Source organism: Aeromicrobium sp. S22 (assembly GCF_009661045.1).
GTDB lineage: Bacteria > Actinomycetota > Actinomycetes > Propionibacteriales > Nocardioidaceae > Aeromicrobium > Aeromicrobium yanjiei.
This window is the reverse complement of sequence record NZ_WJWV01000003.1, coordinates 492319-508269: the sequence shown is the minus strand read 5'-3', so window position 1 is coordinate 508269 and position 15951 is coordinate 492319. Positions and strand designations below refer to the sequence as shown.

The window sequence follows — 15951 nt, the reverse complement described above, 5'->3', positions numbered from 1 at the left end:
CCGCCCAGCCCGCCGACGAGTCACGCACGACACGCGACGAGTCACCTACGGCAAGCGAGGAGTCACCTACGGATCCGTAGGTGACTCCTCGGCGTCCGTGCGTGACTCCTCGGCGTCCGTACGTGACTCGTCGGCGTCCGTACGCGACTCGTCGGCGGCCGGGTCAGCCCGAGGCCATCCGCAGGCGGCGGCCGTCGCTCGTGACGCGGGTCATCTGGGCGAGGGCCGCCGTCGTGTGCGGCCCGACCCCCAGGTGACGCGCCTGCGCCAGGTCTGCCGCGGTGTCGACGTCGCGTCGGCAGCGCGGGTCGACGTCGGGTGTGGGCCGAAAGCCCGCGTCCGAGTGCAGCAGGGCCGACCGATGACCATACGACGGCGTCATCAGCGCAGGCCGGGCGACAGCCAGCAGCGTGGTGCCCATCCCGGAGGCGTCGGGGACGAACGACCGCTCGTGCGCGGCGAGCAGCTCCAAGGCGTCATCGAGGAGCTGGGCGGTCAGCGCGGGCAGGTCTCCCGGCACGACGACGAACGGCGCAGCGGGGGCGTGCACCTGCGCCCACTGCCGTCCCGCGTCGATCGCGCGGTTGAGCAGCCCGCGGGCCAGCATCGGACGATCCACGATGACGTGAGCGCCGGCACGGCGGGCGATCGTGCCGAGCTGGGTCTCGGCCGTCACGACCACCACCCGATCCACGTGCTCCGCGGCCAACACGACGTCCAGGACGTCGAGGGAGAACGCGCGGGCCAGCTGCATGCGCTCCTCCCCCGGCAGGTCCAGCCGGCTCTTGGCCAGGCCCCACGGCTTGACCGGCACGACCGCGGTCCACCCCGTCATGACGCAGCCCTCTGGGAGTGCTCCACGTGACCGTACGTCGTGGTGCGCTGACGCGCCGGGCGTCCCGCCGCGTGAGCCATCGCCTCGAGCTCGGCACGTTCCTTGCGCGAGCCGTTGGTCGAGCCGGCCATCCGGCTGATGGTCTCCTCCATCAGCGTGCCGCCGAGATCGTTGACGCCCCCGCGCAGGACCTGGGTGACCTGCGCGGGCCCGAGCTTGACCCACGAGGTCTGGATGTTCGGGACGAGCCCGTGCAGCATGATGCGCGCGACCGCGTGGACGGCCCGGTTGTCGCGGACGCTGGGCCCGGGACGGGCGACACCGGCCAGGTAGATCGGGCTCGACTGGTGCACGAACGGCAGGGGCACGAACTCGGTGAACCCGCCGGTCTCCCGCTGGATGCCGGCCAGCACCTGCAGGTGCTTGACCCAGTGCCCGGGGTGGTCGACGTGGCCGTACATCATCGTGGCCGTCGTCGGCAGCCCCACGCGGTGCGCGGTCGAGACGACCTCGATCCACTGCGCGGTCGGCAGCTTGCCCTTGGTGAGCACCCACCGGACGTCGTCGTCGAGGATCTCGGCCGCCGTGCCAGGGAGCGAGTCGACACCTGCCTCCTTCGCGGCGGTCAGGAACTCCGCGATCGACAGCCCGGTGCGGGCCACACCGTTCATGACCTCCATGGGGCTGTACGCGTGCACGTGCAGCGACGGCTCGGCCCTCTTGACCGCCGCCGCGATGTCGAAGTACGCCGTCCCGGGCATCTCCGGATCGATGCCACCTTGCATGCAGACCTCGGTCGCCCCGACGCTCACGGCGATGCGCGCGCGGGTCGCGATCTCGTCCAGCGACAGCGTGTACGCGTCGGCGTCGGTCTTGCGCTGCGCGAACGCGCAGAACCGGCACCCGGTGTAACAGATGTTGGTGAAGTTGATGTTGCGGTTGATCACGTACGTGACCTCATCCCCGACCGCGTCGCGGCGCAGCTGGTCGGCTAGCGCCGCCACCGCCTCCAGGGCGGGCCCCTCCTCCGCGGTCATCAACGTGGTCGCGTGCGCGGTCGACAGACCGGCGGGATCGGACTCCGCCGCCCGCAGGGCCGCGTGGACGTCCGAGGACAGCCGCTCGGGCTGCCGATCAGCGGCGACCCTCTCGCGCAGCACTCCCCAGTCGCCGTAGACGTCCTCGAAGTCGCTGCGCCGGTCGCTCGTGCGCCCCTCGGTGTCGACCGCCGTGTGCAGGTCCGCTCGTCCCGTCGTGACGTCGAATCCCCCGTCGGGCTCCTGCCAGGGCAGACCGGTGGGCAGCACGTCCGCCTGCGCGAGACCGTCGGGTCCGCGGAGCGCCTCCACATGGCCTCGCAGCCGGGGATCCAGCCACGGCACGTCCAGGAACTGCGGGTGCGCCGTGAGGCGTTCACGCAGCTCGAAGCCGGCCTCGGCGCTCAGCGCCACGAGCTGGTCGATCTGGGGCCAGGGACGCTCGGGGTTCACGTGATCGGGGGTCAGCGGGCTGATGCCGCCGAAGTCGTCGACGCCCGCGTCGAGCAGTGCGCGGCACTCGGCGAGGTCGACGAGGTTGGGCGGGGCCTGGATCCGCATCCCGGGGCCGAGCACCACACGCGACGTCGCGATGGCGGCCAGGTACTCCTCGAGCCCGAGGTCGTCGTCGTGACGCATCGCCGTGTCGGGCTTGGCCCGGAAGTTCTGGACGATGACTTCCTGGATGTTGCCGTACTGCCTCGCGATCCGTCGCAGCTCGAAGATGCTGTCGGCCCGTTCGGCCAGGTCCTCACCGATGCCGATCAGCAGGCCCGTCGTGAACGGGACGTTGAGCCGGCCCGCGTCCTCGAGCACCTGCAGACGTACTGCCGGGTCCTTGTCCGGGGACTTGTAGTGCGCCGCGCCCTTGGTCTCGAACAGGCGACGGCTGGTGGTCTCGAGCATCATGCCCATCGACGGGGCGACCGCCTTCAGCCGCGACATCTCGGTCCACGACATGACGCCGGGATTCAGGTGCGGCAGCAGCCCGGTCTCCTCCAGCACCCGGATGCTCATCGCTCGCACGTACTCCAGCGTCGAGTCGTAGCCTGCCTCCTCGAGCCACTGCTTCGCCTCGGGCCAGCGGTCCTCCGGCCGGTCCCCCAGCGTGAACAGCGCCTCCTTGCAGCCCATCTCCGCACCCTCGCGGGCGATGGCCAGGATCTGGTCGGGCGACAGGAACGGCGCCTCGAGCTTGCCCGGGACCGTCACGAACGTGCAGTAGTGGCACCTGTCGCGGCACAGGCGGGTCAACGGGATGAAGACCTTCTTGGAGTACGTGACGACCCCCGGACGTCCTGCCGCCTCCAGACCTGCGTCCCGTACGCGCCGGGCGACCGTCATGAGACGCTCGAGGTGCTCGCCCCGTGCGCACAGCAGGGCCTGGGTCTCGGCGAGGTCGAGCGACTTGCCCGCCTCCGCCCGTACGACGGCACGGGCGACCTGTCGCTCGTTGGGTGGCACGACCGGGGTCGGCAGGACAGTCACGGGATCAGCCTTCCTGCACTCCGGTGATGGCCACGCCCGAACGGGTCTTGTACCGCTTGTTCATGCTGATCAGCACGGCGGTCAGCGGCTCGAGCTGGCGAGCCAGCCGGAGCCTGCCCGCATCGATGCCGCGCTTGCCGGTCACGGCGGCGGCGAGGTCCTGCACGACGGACTTGGCCTCGTCGTCGTCGCCGCACACCAGGACGTCCTCGTGGGTGAGGGCGTCCTGGGTCTTCCACAAGGACAGCGCTGCGACGTGGTGGAACGCGCCGACCACGCGCGCCTGGGGCACGAGTCGCTGCGTCTCCTGCGCCGCCGACTCCTCCAGGACCAGCCCGTAGGGGCCGTCGGCGTCGAAGCCGAGGGGGTTGACGCAGCTGATGACGATCTTGTCGGCGAGCTGCCCGGCCAGGGACGACACGAGGTCCGCGTGCCCGTCCCACGGCACGGCCAGCAGCACGATGTCGGCCGCTCCCACCGCATCGGCATTGGTGGCTCCGGACACCGTCTCGGCCTCGAGCTTCGCGTTGATCTCGTCGGCCTTCTCCTGCGCGCGGCCGGCGTCACGGGAGCCGAGGATCACCGGGTGCCCGGCCAGGGCGAATCGGTAGGCGAGCCCGCGACCCTGGGGTCCGGTTCCGCCGACGACGGCGATCGTGTGAATCTGGTTCATGTCTGGTTTCCTCCGGTGGAGTGAACGGCACTGGGACACGCACAACGCGTGCGCGGCGAACATGCGGCCCGTACAGCTACGAGCACCAGATCAGACGCCTCATGAGGAGGCGGGACTCGGACCAAGGTGTGTCCGGTGGATCCTCTGCTTGGCACTATACGCACGCTGGGGGCCACTGTGCAGCAATCGGGACGACGGCGGTCGACGCGGCTCAGCGGACGGCCGGCAGGACGCACCGGCCGAACGTCTCGATGAAGTCCCGCTGCTCGCGCCCGACGTTGTGCAGGTAGATCCGATCGAAGCCGATGTCGGCGAACTGCTGGATCCTTCGTCGGTGCGCGTCGAGATCGCTGCTGATCAGCATGCGGTCGTCGAAGCCGTCCGGCCCGACCTGTCGGGCGATCTGCTCGAAGACCTGCGGGCTGCGGATGTCGCCCTTGGGGAACCTCATGGCCCCGAGCGGCCACTGCTCGATGGCGTTGGCCATCGCCTGCTCGTCGCTCGGAGCCCAGCTCAGGTTGAGGTGCAGCACCCTCAGCATCGTGCCGGGATCGCGGTCCGCCTCGTCGACGCCCCGGTCGAAGCGCTCCAGCAGCGTGGCCGCGCGGTCGTACGAGGTGCCGACCGTGACGATGCCGTCCGCGACCTTGCCGGCACGACGAGCCGTGACCGGCCCTCCGGTCGCGACCAGCACGGGAGGCGCGACCGCGGGCATGGTCCACAGGCGGGCGGACTCCATGCGGTGGTACGTGCCGGTGAACCGGGTGTCGCGACCGGCGATCGATCCGCGGAAGAGCTTCTTGATCAGGTCGATGGCCTCGAACATCGAGTTGAGGCGGTCCGGCGCCTCGGGCCAGTAGCTCGCGGTGACGTGCTCGTTGAGCGCCTCGCCCGGACCGATGCCGACCCAGTGACGTCCCTCGTACATCGACGCGAGCGTCGCGGCGGCCTGGGCCAGCGTCGCCGGGTGGTAGCGATACCCCGGGACCGCCATGCCGGGACCGAAGTTGGTCGACGTCCGCTCCCCCAGGGCCGCGAGGACGCTCCAGACGAACGGGCTCTGGCCCTGGCTGGGCAGCCACGGCTGGAAGTGGTCGGTGGCCAGGGTGCCGACGAATCCGTGCTGCTCGGCCATGGCGGCCAGGTCAACCGCCTCGCGCGGCGCGTACTTCTCGAGCGCGGCCGCGTACCCCACCTCGACTCGTGAGCTCATCCGTCACACCTTCTGTCGTCGCCGGCCGGCGACCTCATGCTAGCGAGGGCGGAACGGGCCGACGGGGTCATGCCGTCACCGCGGTGCCATGCGGATCGCGCCGTCGAGCCGGATCGTCTCTCCGTTGACGTAGGAGTTCTCGAGCAGGCTCAGCGCCATGTGGGCGTAGTCGTCGGCCTGGCCGAGGCGGCTGGGATGCGGGACGGTCTTCTCGAGCGCTTCGCGGATGTCGCCGCGCAGGCGCGCCAGCATCGGCGTGTCGAACACACCGGGGGCGATCGTGTTGACGCGGATCAGCCGGCTCGCGAGATCGCGGGCGGCGACCAGCGTCATGCCGTGCACGGCAGCCTTCGCGGCCGTGTACGACGTCTGGCCGATCTGTCCGTCGAAGGCCGCGACCGACGCGGTCAGCACCATCGCGCCACGCTCGCCGTCGACCGGCTCGGCCTGGGAGATGCGGGCAGCACCCAGCCGAAGGATGTTGTACGTGCCGACCAGGTTGACCCGGATGACCTCCTCGAACGTGTCGAGGGAGCCCGGCTTGCCCTCACGGTCCAGGATGCGTACGCGGTCGCCGCCGCGTCCTGCACAGTGGACGACCGAGCGGATCTGGCCGTACGTCTCGTGGGCGACGTCGAGCGCGGCCTCGACCGACGCCTCGTCGGCGATGTCGGTCTGGACGTACGTGACACCGTCGCCGAGCTCGGCGGCGTCGGCGTCCGAGGGAGCGTTCAGGTCGGCGATCGTGACCTTCGCCCCCGCGGCGCGCAAGCGGCGCACCGTGGCGAGACCGAGTCCGGACGAGCCGCCCGTGACGAACGCAGCTGTGGAGTCGAGCTTCATGGGTTCTCCTGTGGTCGAGGGGGTGCGGGGGTGGAGGTCAGGGCTCGAGCAGCTCGAGGATCGTGGCATTGGCCATTCCGCCGGCCTCGCACATCGTCTGCAGGCCGTACCGCAGGCCGTTGTCGCGCATGTGGTTCAGCATCCGGGTCATGAGGATCGCGCCGGACGCGCCGAGCGGGTGCCCGACCCCGATCGCCCCTCCGAGCGGGTTGACCTTCGCGTGATCGGCACCTGTCTCGATCTCCCACGCGATCGGCACGCTGGCGAAGGCCTCGTTGACCTCGAACACACCGATGTCGTCGATCGTCAGGCCCGCGCGCTTCAGCACCTTGGCGGTCGCCGGGATGGGCGCCGTCAGCATGGTCACCGGGTCGTCGCCCACGACCGAGCCGGAGTGGAAGCGGGCGATCGGCTTCCAGCCGAGCTGCGCTGCCCGCTCACTCGTGGTGATGAGCAGCGCGCCGGACCCGTCCGAGATCTGCGAGCTGTTGCCGGCTGAGATGACGCCGTCCTCCATGAAGGGGGTCTTCAGTGTCCCGAGCTTCTCGACGGTGCTGCCGGGCCGGACTCCCTCGTCGGCCGTGAGCTCCCCGTCTGGTCCCACGACAGTCGCGAGCTGGGTGGAGAACGCGCCTGCGGCCTGGGCGGCGATCGAGCGCTCGTGCGACTCCACGGCGAACTCGTCGAGCCGCTGGCGGCTCAGGTTCCATCGACGAGCGATGTCCTCGGCGCCCAATCCCTGGTTGAAGCTCTCGCGCCCGTAGCGCTTCTTGACCTTCGGGCCGAACGGCTCACCCATCGCGCGCGCCGAGCCGATCGGCACCCGGCTCATCGACTCGACGCCCCCGGCGATGACGATGTCGTTGATCCCGGACATGACCGCGCCGGCAGCGAAGTGGACAGCCTGCTGGCTCGAGCCGCAGGCCCGGTCGATCGTGACACCGGGGATGACCTCGGGCCAGCCGGCTGCGAGCACCGAGAGCCGGCCGACGTTCGTGGACTGGTCGGAGATCTGGTTCACGCAGCCCCAGATGACGTCGTCGACGAGACTCGGGTCGAGTCCGTTGCGCTCCGCGAGGGTGGTCAGCACGTGCGCCGACAGGTCGACCGGGTGGACGTTCTTCAGGGTGCCGTTGCGTCGCCCGATGGGGGTGCGCACGGCGTCGACGATGACTGCGTCTCGCATGATGAAGCTCCTCGTGTCGAAGGCGCGGAAGGGAACGGCCGATCAGCCGACCACACCGGCCGCCCAGCCGGAGCGCGACCGCTCCGTGGGCACGCTCACCTCGCCTGGGCCAATTAAGATTGATTAGTTATCTGATTATAGGCACAAGACGGCCCATCGGTCCCAGGTGTGGTCGCACACGACGGCCGACGAGTCACCTACGGACGCTGACGAGTCGCGCACGACAAGCGAGGAGTCACCTACGGATTCGTAGGTGACTCCTCGGTGTCCGTGCGCGACTCCTCGGTGTCCGTGCGTGACTCGTCGGCGGTCGTGCCGAGCTAGAGGGCGGCGTAGCCGGGCTTGATGACGTCGTTGATGAGGGCCAGGCGCTGGTCGAAGGGCAGGAAGGCGCTCTTCATCGCGTTGATCGTGAACCAGCGCAGATCGTCCACGGTGTAGCCGAACGCGTCGACGAGCAGCTCGAGCTCCCGCGACATCGACGTACCGCTCATGAGCCGGTTGTCGCAGTTGACCGTGACCCGGAACCCCAGGTCCTTGAGCTTGCCGATCGGGTGGTCGGCGATCGAGGTCATGCCGGGCACCGCGTGGGTCTGCAGATTGGACGACGGGCACATCTCGAGCGGGATGCGGCGGTCGCGGATGTACGCCGCGAGGTCGCCGAGCACGGGTCCGCCCGGGGCGTCCCAGTCGATGTCGTCGACGATCCGCACGCCGTGGCCGAGGCGCTCGGCGCCGCAGCGCTGGATCGCCTGCCAGATCGACGGCAGCCCGAACGCCTCCCCCGCGTGGATCGTGAAGTGGGCGTTCTCGCGGCGCAGGAACTCGAACGCCTCGAGGTGCAGGATCGGCGGGAAGCCGTCCTCGGCGCCCGCGATGTCGAAGCCCGCGACGCCGCGGCGACGGTACTCGACCGCGATCTCGGCGATCTCCAGACCACGCTTGGCGTGCCGCATCGCGGTCAGCAGCTGGCCCACCACGATCGGGTGGCCCAGCTGCTCGGCCTCGGCCCGTCCGGCGTCGATGCCGGCCTGCACGGCCTCGACCGCCTCGCGCAGCGTCAGCCCGGCCGACTGGTGCTGCTCGGGCGCCCAGCGCAGCTCGGCGTACACGCAGCCGTCCGTGGCGAGGTCGACGACGGCCTCGCGGGCCACGCGGGCCAGGTCCTCGGGCCGCTGCATCACCGCGACCGTGTGGACGAACGTCTCCAGGTAGCGCGGGAGCGAACCAGAGCTCGAGGCCTCCTCGAACCACGTGCCGAGGGCCACGGGTCCGTCGGCCGGGAGGTCGTGCCCGATCTCGGTGGCGATGTCGACGATGGTCGCCGGCCGCACGCCGCCGTCGAGGTGCTCGTGCAGTGCGACCTTGGGGGCCTTGGCGATCTGTTGGAAAGTTGCTCTCACAGGCTCATCGTGTCATGAGGCCATCAGCAGCGTGACGACCTCCGCGACGCACGCCGGCTTCTCGCTGCCCTTGATCTCGACGGTGTGCTGCAGCGTCGCGCGCTGTCCCTTGTCGATGTCCTCGACGCTCAGCAGCTCGACGCGGTCGCGCACCTTCGAGCCGACCGTCACGGGCGACACGAAGCGCACCTTGTTGAGGCCGTAGTTGACCCGCGCGACGTCCCCCGCGAACGCGAAGACCTGCGCGCCGAGGAACGGCAGCATCGACAAGGTGAGATAGCCGTGGGCGACCGTCGCGCCGAACGGCCCGTCGGCCGCACGCTCGGGATCCACGTGGATCCACTGCCGGTCACCCGTCGCATCGGCGAACATGTCGATCCGGTCCTGCGTGATGGGGACCCACTCGCTGACGCCGAGCTCCTGGCCGGCCGCAGCCGCGATCTCTTTGCTGTTGTTCAACATGCGCATCGTGCGAACCTATCCGATCCGGTCGATGACCACGGCAGACGCCTTGCCGCCCTCCGTACCTGCGCCATACAACCCGTCACCTATGTCATACACCCCGTCGAGCGCAGCCACCGCTCGATCGAACCGTTCGGGCGTGTCGGTGTGCAGCGTCAGCAGCGGCTGGCCCGCGGTGACGGCGTCACCCGGCTTGGCGTGCATCACGACGCCGGCGGCGGCCTGGACCTGCTCGCCGGGACGCGATCGACCGGCGCCGAGACGCCACGCGGCGACTCCCACGCCCATCGCGTCGAGACGGGTCAGCGTCCCGGACGTCGGGGCGGTGACGACGTGCGTCTCCTTCGCGACCGGCAGCGGTGCGTCGGGGTCGCCGCCCTGCGCGCGGATCATGCGCTTCCAGACGTCCATCGCGGCGCCCGAGGCCAGCACGTCAGCCGGATCGCGGTCGTCCTTGCCCGCTGCGGCGAGCATCTCGCGAGCGAGCGCGACCGTGAGCTCGACGACGTCGGCAGGTCCGCCGCCGGCCAGGACGTCGACCGCCTCGGCGACCTCGCACGCGTTGCCGGCCGTCAGGCCGAGCGGCGTGGACATGTCGGTGAGCAGCGCGACCGTCGTGACCCCGGCGTCATTGCCCAGCGCGACCATGGTCTCGGCGAGCTCGCGGGCCTGGTCCACGTCCTTCATGAACGCACCGGAGCCCGCCTTCACGTCGAGCACCAACGATCCGGTGCCCTCCGCGATCTTCTTGCTCATGATCGAGCTCGCGATCAGCGGGATCGCCTCGACCGTGCCCGTGACGTCGCGCAGCGCGTAGAGCTTCTTGTCCGCCGGTGCGAGGCCCGCACCGGCGGCGCAGATCACCGCACCGATGTCCTCGAGCTGGGCCATCATCTCCTCGTTGGTGAGCGACGCGCGCCACCCCGGGATGGCCTCGAGCTTGTCGAGCGTGCCGCCCGTGTGGCCGAGGCCGCGACCCGACAGCTGCGGCACGGCGACGCCGCAGGCCGCGACGAGCGGGGCCAGCGGCAGCGTGATCTTGTCGCCCACGCCCCCGGTCGAGTGCTTGTCGGACGTCGTCCACGACAGCGACGAGAAGTCCATGCGCTCGCCGCTCGCGATCATCGCGTGCGTCCAGCGGGAGATCTCGCGACGATTCATGCCGTTGAGCAGGATCGCCATCGCGAGCGCGGACATCTGCTCGTCGGCGACGATGCCACGCGTGTACGCGTCGACGACCCAGTCGATCTGCGGATCGGTCAGCTCGTGCCGGTCCCGCTTGGCAGCGATCACCTCGACCGCGTCGAACGACTCACTCATGAGGCCACCTCCACGTCGATGCGCTCGAATCCGCGCAGCACCCACGTCGGGCGGCGCGGCGCCTCGCCGACGAGCCGCAGCTGCGGGAAGCGCTCGAGCAGGGTCCTGATGCTGATCTGCAGCTCGAGGCGCGCCAGCGGAGCGCCCAGGCAGAAGTGCAGGCCCATGCCGAAGCCCACGTGCGGGTTCGGGTCGCGGCCCACGTCGAACGTGTCGGCGTCCGGGAACACCGCGGCGTCACGGTTGGCCGAGCCCATCAGGCAGGCGATCTTGTCGCCGGCCCGCACGAGCTGGCCGCTCACCTCGACGTCCGCGGTGGCGGTGCGCTCGAACAGCTGCAGCGCGGCGTCGTAGCGGATGAGCTCCTCGAGGGCGGTCTCGACCGAGACCTCGCCGCTCGTGACGCGGGCCATCTGCTCGGGGTGCTGCAGCAGCGCGTGGAAGCCGTTGCCGAAGACGTTGACGGACGCCTCGTGGCCCGCGTTGAGCAGCAGGACGACGGACGCCACGAGCTCGTCGTCGCTGAGCTTGGTGCCCTCGTCGCGGGCCTCGATCAGGTCGGTGATGAGGTCCTCGCCGGGGGCGCTGCGACGCTGCTCGACGACCTCGCGGACGTAGTCCGAGAACGCCGTGCTGGCCTCGATCGCGGCCTGCTTGGTCGCCTCGTCGACGTGGGGCTCGTACATGTGGACGATCGCCTGGGACCAGTCGCGCAGGCGGGCGTGGTCCTCGCGCGGGACGCCCAGCATGTCGGCGATCACGTAGACGGGCATGGGCTCGGCGTAGTCGCCGAGGACGTCGAAGCTCTCGCCGAGCTCGGCGACCATGCTCCGGGCGAGGTCCTCGACGCGCGGACGCATCCGCTCGACGTGACCGCGGCCGAAAGCCGCCGCGACGAGCCGCCGCAGACGGGTGTGCGTCGGGGGCTCGTTTTCCATCATCTGGTTGCGGTGGAGGGCGTTGAACGGCTCCATCTCCGACGTGGGCTCCCAGTCGGTCCACAGCCGCCCGAATGCCCGGTTGCGCAGCACCTGGCTCACCGCGTCGTGGGTCGTCGCGAGCCACGCGCCCATCGGCTCGTGCCAGAGCACGGGGCCCTCCTGGCGCAGCGACGCCAGGACCGGGTAGGGATCGCGGACGAAGTCCGGCGAGCCGAGGTCGACCTGGACGGCTCCGGCGGTCACTGGATCCCCAGGTCGTCCGCGCCGAACGCGTCGGGCAGCACCTCGGCCATGGTCCGGACGCCCTTGGGCGTCATGAGCTGCATCGTGGGACCGCCGTTCTCCCACAGCAGCTGCCGGCAGCGCCCGCACGGCATGATGGCCGCCCCTGCCGCGTCGACGCACGCGACCGCGCGCAGACGTCCGCCGCCGGTCGAGTGCAGGGCCGAGACCATGCCGCACTCGGCGCACAGCGCGACGCCGTACGCGGCGTTCTCGACGTTGCAGCCGAGCACGACCCGGCCGTCGTCGACCAGCCCGGCCGCGCCGACCCGGTACTTGGAGTACGGCGCGTACGCCCGCCCCATGACCTCGGTCGCGTAGCGGGTCAGTGCCTCCCAGTCGACCGGATCGTCCGCTCCGGTGATTCCCAGCGCCACTAGCCTGCACTCCCTCGTCGATATGGTTTTCCGTCGGCTGCCGGCATGCGTAGTCGTTGTGAGAACAACGCGAGCACCAGGAGCGTCGTGACGTACGGCGTCATGCCGGTGAGGTCCTCGGGGATCGAGTCCGTCGCGAAGTACCAGACCGCGACGCCCACGCCGAGCAACGCACCGATCAACGTCGAGACGCGACGGGTCTTGCGGTACTGCCAGATGCCGTAGAGCACGATACCGACCGCGACCAGGAGCAGGAGACCGTGGATGGTCTCGCCTCCGCCGCGCAGCCGCAGGGTGTCGGTGTAGCCGAACAGGCCCGCGCCGGCGAGCAGTCCACCGGGGCGCCAGTTGCCGAAGATCATCGCCGCGAGGCCGATGTAGCCGCGTCCGCCCGTCTGGCCGTCACGGAACGTGCTGGAGGCCACGAGCGCCAGGAAGCCACCGGCCAGACCGGCGAACCCGCCGGAGATGACGACCGCGATGAACTTGTAGCGGATGACGTTGACGCCGAGGGACTCCGCCGCCGCGGGGCTCTCGCCGCACGAGCGCAGACGCAGGCCGAACGGGGTCTTCCACAGGACGTACCAGGTCAGCACGAACAGGAGCAGGCAGATGATCGTCAGCACCGACAGGTTGGTCACGAGCGCCCGCACGACCGAGGCGAGGTCGGACACCACGAACCAGTGCTTGCGCTCGAGGTCGCCGAGCGGATCGGACAGGAAGTCCAGCGTCACCGACGGCAGGCTCGGGATGGTCGGCGACTGGGTCTGGCCGCCACCGGGCACGCCCGTGAACGCGAGCGCGGCGAGGTACTGCACCGCACCCAGGGCGATGATGTTGATCGCGACGCCCGACACGATGTGGTCGACGCCGAAGATCACGGTCGCGACCGCGTGCAGCAGACCGCCGACCGCGCCCAGGGCGATCGCGCCGAGGACGCCCTGCCAGGGGCTGTAGAAGTAGCCGAAGTAGCCCGCACCGAAGGTGCCGAGGATCATCATGCCCTCGAGGCCGATGTTGACGACGCCGGCCCGCTCGGACCACAGGCCGCCGAGACCGGCCAGGCCGATCGGCACCGCCGCGACGAGCGTCGCGCGCAGCGTGCCCGAGGAGTCCAGGTCGTTCGCGCCCGTGATGATGCGCAGCAGCGAGAACAGCACGAGGCCGACGGCCAGCCAGATCATGATCCAGCCGTACGTGAGCTTCTGCGCGGCGGCCTTGACCGGCGCGACGACGTCGTTGACGGCGCTCATGCGGACACCTCCTTCGTCGTCGCGGGCTGGTCATCGAGGGCGCTTGCCACCCTGCGTTGCTCGATCCGCACGCCGTAGCGACGGACCACCTCGTACGCGATGACGACCGTGAGCACGATCGTGCCCTGGGTGATCTTGACGATGTCGGGCGAGACGTTGAGCAGGATCTGCAGCGGATTGGACTGCTCGTCGAGGAAGGCGAACAGCAGGGCGCCGAGCGCGATCCCGACCGGGTGGTTGCGACCCAGCAACGCGATCGCGATGCCGGCGAAGCCGAGGCCTGACTGGAACGTCGAGCCGTACGCGTAGTCGTTGCCGAACAGCAGCGGCATGCCCACGAGCCCTGCGGCACCGCCGGACAGCAGCATCGAGATCACGATCATCTTCTTGACGTTGATGCCGCTGGCCACCGCGGCCGACTCCGAGGCGCCCGTGGCGCGCAGGTCGAAGCCGAAGCGGGTCTTGTTGATGACGAACCAGTACAGGAAGCCGACCGCGACCGCGAGGAGCACGAGGCCGTAGACCGTCGCCGGCACGTCGCCGAACAGGCTGAAGCCGCCGACGCGGCTGCCCTCGGGGACCTCCTTGGTCGCGGTGATGTTGCTGCCGGAGTTGTCGACCGCGGCCTTGCGCAGCAGGTACGCCACGAGGGCCGTCGCGATCGAGTTGAGCATGATCGTCGAGATGACCTCGCTGACGCCGCGGGTGACCCGCAGCAGGCCTGCGATGCCGGCCCACGCCGCACCGACCAGGACCGCGGCGACCATCGCCAGGGCGGTGTTGAAGTAGCCCGGCAGCCAGCCCTCGCCGGCCACGACCGCGGCGGTGAACGCCGCGACCCGGTACTGACCATCGACGCCGATGTTGAACAGGTTCATCTTGAAGCCGATGGCCACCGCGATCGCCGAGAGGTAGTAGACCGTCGCGGCGTTGATGATGTTGACGTAGCCCCGGTCGGTGGGCAGGCTCAGGATCTGGCTCCACACACCGCCGACGTCGTCGCCCGCCAGGACGAGCACGAGGCTCGTGATGAGGAACGCCGCCACGAGGGCGAGCACGGGGGCCCCGATCGCCAGCGCGATCTTGGTCGTACGAGGGCTCTTCATGACGCGTCTGCTCCTGTCATCGCCGAGCCCAGCATCGACGGGGTCACCGTCGCGGGGTCGAAGGTCTCGCCGAGGCGACCGCGCAGGATCACCCGGATGGTGTCGGACAGGCCGATGAGCTCGTCGAGGTCGGCCGAGATCAGCAGCACCGCGAGCCCTTCGCGCCGGGCCCGCTTGATGTGGCCCCAGATGGCCGCCTGCGCGCCGATGTCGACGCCGCGGGTGGGGTGCGACGCGATCAGCAGCACCGGGTCGTCGGCCATCTCGCGGCCCACGATGAGCTTCTGCTGGTTGCCGCCGGACAGCGCCCGCGCGAGCGTGTCGATGCCCGGGGTGCGGACGTCGTACTGGTCCACGATGCGCTGGGTGTCCTGACGCGCTCCCCCGCGGTCGATCAGCGGGCCCTTCACGTTCGGCTCACGCGTCTGGTGACCGAGGATGCGGTTCTCCCACAGCGGCGAGTCGAGCAGGAGGCCGTGGCGGTGACGGTCCTCGGGGATGTAGCCGATGCCGGCCTCGCGGCGGTCGCGGGTCGAGCGCCCCGCCAGGTCCTTGCCGGCCAGGGTGATCGATCCCGTGGTGCCCGAGCGCATGCCCATGATGGCCTCGACCAGCTCGGCCTGGCCGTTGCCCTCGACCCCCGCGACGCCCAGGACCTCGCCCGAGCGGATCACCAGGTCGATGTGGCTCAGCAGGTCGCGGCTGCCCTCCGACGGGAGGGTCAGGTCGCGGACCTCGAGGATGACCTGGTCGGTCACGGTCGAGGTCTCGGTGCTGGGGCTGGGCAGCTCGGAGCCGACCATCATCTCGGCGAGCTGGCGCGAGTTGACCGAGGAGGCGTCCACGGTCGCGACGGTCGTGCCCCGGCGGACGACCGTGACCTCGTCCGCGGCCGCCAGCACCTCGTCGAGCTTGTGGGAGATGAAGATGACGGCGAGGCCCTCACGGGTGAGCTCCTGCAGGTTGCCGAAGAGCTCGTCGACCTCCTGGGGCACCAGCACGGCGGTGGGCTCGTCCAGGATGATGATCGACGCGCCGCGGTAGAGGACCTTCAGGATCTCGACGCGCTGGCGGGCGCCGACGCCGAGGTCCTCGACCAGCGTGTCCGGGTCGATGCCGAGGCCGTACGAGTCGGAGATCTCGCGGATGCGCGCGCGGGCCTTGTCGCCGATGCCGTGCATCTTCTCGGCTCCGAGCACGACGTTCTCGAGCACGCTGAGGTTGTCGGCCAGCATGAAGTGCTGGAACACCATGCCGACACCCGCGGCGATCGCATCGGCAGGGGACGACAGGTTCACGAGGTTGCCGTTGACCTCGATGGTGCCGGAGTCCGGCTTCTGGACGCCGTACAGGATCTTCATCAGCGTCGACTTGCCGGCACCGTTCTCGCCCACGATCGCGTGGACGGTGCCACGCCTCACGTCGATGTTGATGTCGTGGTTGGCGACCACGCCGGGGAACGTCTTGCCGATGTCACGCAGGCGGACGACGACGTCGTCGGTCGTGCTCGTGGTGTTCACACTCTGCCCATC

14 protein-coding genes are annotated in these 15951 nt (G+C 70.0%); all 14 read right to left on the bottom strand.

Going from position 1 to position 15951, the window contains the following annotated elements:
* Positions 1-163 precede the first annotated feature (163 nt).
* The 14 genes from cofC to GEV27_RS15375 all read right to left on the bottom strand — a co-directional run bounded on the left by cofC (position 164) and on the right by GEV27_RS15375 (position 15939).
* Positions 164-835: a 2-phospho-L-lactate guanylyltransferase gene (cofC, locus tag GEV27_RS15440; protein ID WP_153909407.1), complete on the bottom strand. Its 672-nt coding sequence runs from the start codon at positions 833-835 to the stop codon at positions 164-166.
* Complete coding sequence (locus tag GEV27_RS15435) at positions 832-3360, bottom strand: bifunctional FO biosynthesis protein CofGH (RefSeq protein ID WP_309222300.1); 2529 nt, start codon at positions 3358-3360, stop codon at positions 832-834. The genes cofC and GEV27_RS15435 overlap by 4 nt, the downstream gene beginning before the upstream one ends.
* A gap of 4 nt (positions 3361-3364) precedes the next feature.
* Entirely contained in the window at positions 3365-4033 is a 669-nt protein-coding gene (npdG, locus tag GEV27_RS15430; RefSeq protein ID WP_153934970.1) for an NADPH-dependent F420 reductase, read from the bottom strand.
* 211 nt (positions 4034-4244) lie between these two features.
* Positions 4245-5246, bottom strand: a complete 1002-nt coding sequence (locus tag GEV27_RS15425; protein WP_153934969.1) for a TIGR03557 family F420-dependent LLM class oxidoreductase — start codon at positions 5244-5246, stop codon at positions 4245-4247.
* A 75-nt stretch (positions 5247-5321) separates the two neighbouring features.
* Positions 5322-6089 carry an SDR family oxidoreductase gene (locus GEV27_RS15420; RefSeq protein ID WP_153909409.1) on the bottom strand — a complete coding sequence of 256 codons (768 nt, stop codon included), beginning with the start codon at positions 6087-6089 and terminating at the stop codon, positions 5322-5324.
* 37 nt (positions 6090-6126) lie between these two features.
* Positions 6127-7275: an acetyl-CoA C-acyltransferase gene (locus tag GEV27_RS15415; RefSeq protein ID WP_153909410.1), complete on the bottom strand. Its 1149-nt coding sequence runs from the start codon at positions 7273-7275 to the stop codon at positions 6127-6129.
* 320 nt (positions 7276-7595) lie between these two features.
* Positions 7596-8678 (bottom strand): adenosine deaminase, encoded by a 1083-nt coding sequence (locus GEV27_RS15410; protein ID WP_153651743.1) that lies wholly within the window; start codon positions 8676-8678, stop codon positions 7596-7598.
* Positions 8679-8690: 12 nt separating this feature from the next.
* The gene (locus tag GEV27_RS15405; protein WP_153651742.1) at positions 8691-9146 is read right to left on the bottom strand and encodes a MaoC family dehydratase; all 456 of its coding nucleotides are present in this window, start codon (positions 9144-9146) and stop codon (positions 8691-8693) included.
* A gap of 9 nt (positions 9147-9155) precedes the next feature.
* On the bottom strand, positions 9156-10460 hold the full coding sequence (locus tag GEV27_RS15400; RefSeq protein ID WP_153651741.1) for a thymidine phosphorylase: 1305 nt from the start codon (positions 10458-10460) through the stop codon (positions 9156-9158).
* Positions 10457-11644, bottom strand: a complete 1188-nt coding sequence (locus GEV27_RS15395; protein WP_309222299.1) for a cytochrome P450 — start codon at positions 11642-11644, stop codon at positions 10457-10459. Before GEV27_RS15395 ends, GEV27_RS15400 begins: the two co-directional genes overlap by 4 nt.
* Positions 11641-12054, bottom strand: coding sequence for a cytidine deaminase (locus GEV27_RS17885; protein ID WP_153910881.1), 414 nt, complete (start codon positions 12052-12054; stop codon positions 11641-11643). Before GEV27_RS17885 ends, GEV27_RS15395 begins: the two co-directional genes overlap by 4 nt.
* A 5-nt stretch (positions 12055-12059) precedes the next feature.
* On the bottom strand, positions 12060-13313 hold the full coding sequence (locus tag GEV27_RS17880; RefSeq protein ID WP_153651738.1) for an ABC transporter permease: 1254 nt from the start codon (positions 13311-13313) through the stop codon (positions 12060-12062).
* Entirely contained in the window at positions 13310-14419 is a 1110-nt protein-coding gene (locus GEV27_RS15380) for an ABC transporter permease (RefSeq protein WP_153651737.1), read from the bottom strand. Before GEV27_RS15380 ends, GEV27_RS17880 begins: the two co-directional genes overlap by 4 nt.
* Positions 14416-15939, bottom strand: coding sequence for an ABC transporter ATP-binding protein (locus GEV27_RS15375; RefSeq protein ID WP_153651736.1), 1524 nt, complete (start codon positions 15937-15939; stop codon positions 14416-14418). The genes GEV27_RS15380 and GEV27_RS15375 overlap by 4 nt, the downstream gene beginning before the upstream one ends.
* Positions 15940-15951 lie beyond the last annotated feature (12 nt).

What these genes read in the sequence shown, in the direction of transcription:
- cofC (WP_153909407.1), bottom strand. Translation starts at nt 835, where the DNA reads ATGACGGGGTGGACCGCGGTCGTGCCGGTCAAGCCGTGGGGCCTGGCC.
- npdG (WP_153934970.1), bottom strand. Translation starts at nt 4,033, where the DNA reads ATGAACCAGATTCACACGATCGCCGTCGTCGGCGGAACCGGACCCCAG.
- GEV27_RS15425 (WP_153934969.1), bottom strand. Translation starts at nt 5,246, where the DNA reads ATGAGCTCACGAGTCGAGGTGGGGTACGCGGCCGCGCTCGAGAAGTAC.
- GEV27_RS15420 (WP_153909409.1), bottom strand. Translation starts at nt 6,089, where the DNA reads ATGAAGCTCGACTCCACAGCTGCGTTCGTCACGGGCGGCTCGTCCGGA.
- GEV27_RS15415 (WP_153909410.1), bottom strand. Translation starts at nt 7,275, where the DNA reads ATGCGAGACGCAGTCATCGTCGACGCCGTGCGCACCCCCATCGGGCGA.
- GEV27_RS15405 (WP_153651742.1), bottom strand. Translation starts at nt 9,146, where the DNA reads ATGCGCATGTTGAACAACAGCAAAGAGATCGCGGCTGCGGCCGGCCAG.
- GEV27_RS15400 (WP_153651741.1), bottom strand. Translation starts at nt 10,460, where the DNA reads ATGAGTGAGTCGTTCGACGCGGTCGAGGTGATCGCTGCCAAGCGGGAC.
- GEV27_RS17880 (WP_153651738.1), bottom strand. Translation starts at nt 13,313, where the DNA reads ATGAGCGCCGTCAACGACGTCGTCGCGCCGGTCAAGGCCGCCGCGCAG.
- GEV27_RS15380 (WP_153651737.1), bottom strand. Translation starts at nt 14,419, where the DNA reads ATGAAGAGCCCTCGTACGACCAAGATCGCGCTGGCGATCGGGGCCCCC.